The organism is Vibrio sp. 1069 (genome assembly GCF_033340555.1).
Genome location: NZ_JAWOWP010000483.1, coordinates 1 through 650, shown reverse-complemented (window position 1 = coordinate 650; position 650 = coordinate 1). Strand labels below are relative to the sequence as shown.

The 650-nt window shown below is 50.0% G+C and carries 2 protein-coding genes; both read left to right on the top strand.

Annotated elements, in window-relative coordinates; all coding sequences use genetic code 11:
* Nucleotides 1–297: FtsX-like permease family protein (locus R7040_RS27295; RefSeq protein WP_318097721.1), on the top strand; the 297-nt coding region annotated here is incomplete at its 5' end.
* 2 nt (nucleotides 298–299) lie between these two features.
* The coding region (locus R7040_RS27290) for a DUF3299 domain-containing protein (protein WP_318094078.1) at nucleotides 300–650 on the top strand (351 nt) is incomplete at its 3' end.

Genomic DNA, 650 nt, shown 5'->3' with positions numbered 1-650 from the left:
ATTTTACGCGCTATGGGCGCACGCCCGCGCCACGTTTTTTCTCTGCTCATTAGTGAAGCGAGTTTACTCACAGCAGCAGGTATCGTCACTGGCGTTTTGGGACTGTATGCGATACTCGCCCTACTTCAGCCCCTAATTCAACAACACTACGGTATAAATCTCACGTTAAGCACGCTTTCTGCGTACGAATGGATGCTGCTTAGCTTTGTACAATGCGCCGGTATTGTGATTGGTTTTATTCCAGCATTCCGCGCCTACAGACAGTCACTCAGTGACGGAATGACCATAAGGATCTAACGATGTGGAAAAAAGTTTTAGCCAGTTGCTTACTCGCGATTGCATTTACGACGCCGGTCATGGCGAGTGATGAGCCATTAACGCTCGACTGGATCGATCTGGTTCCTGAAGCGGAACGTAAGCTGTTCGACAGCGTGGGGATGCCCGCATCTGATCACAGTGGTGGCGCGGCGCAGCAATCAAAAATCGGTAACGTCAGACCAGAACTCAATGGCAGTCAGGTCAAAATCCCTGGCTTCGTGATTCCTCTTGAGGGAGATGCCAACACGGTGACGGAATTTTTGTTGGTGCCGTATTTTGGGGCGTGTATCCACGTACCACCACCACCACCAAACCAAATCATTTACGTGAAA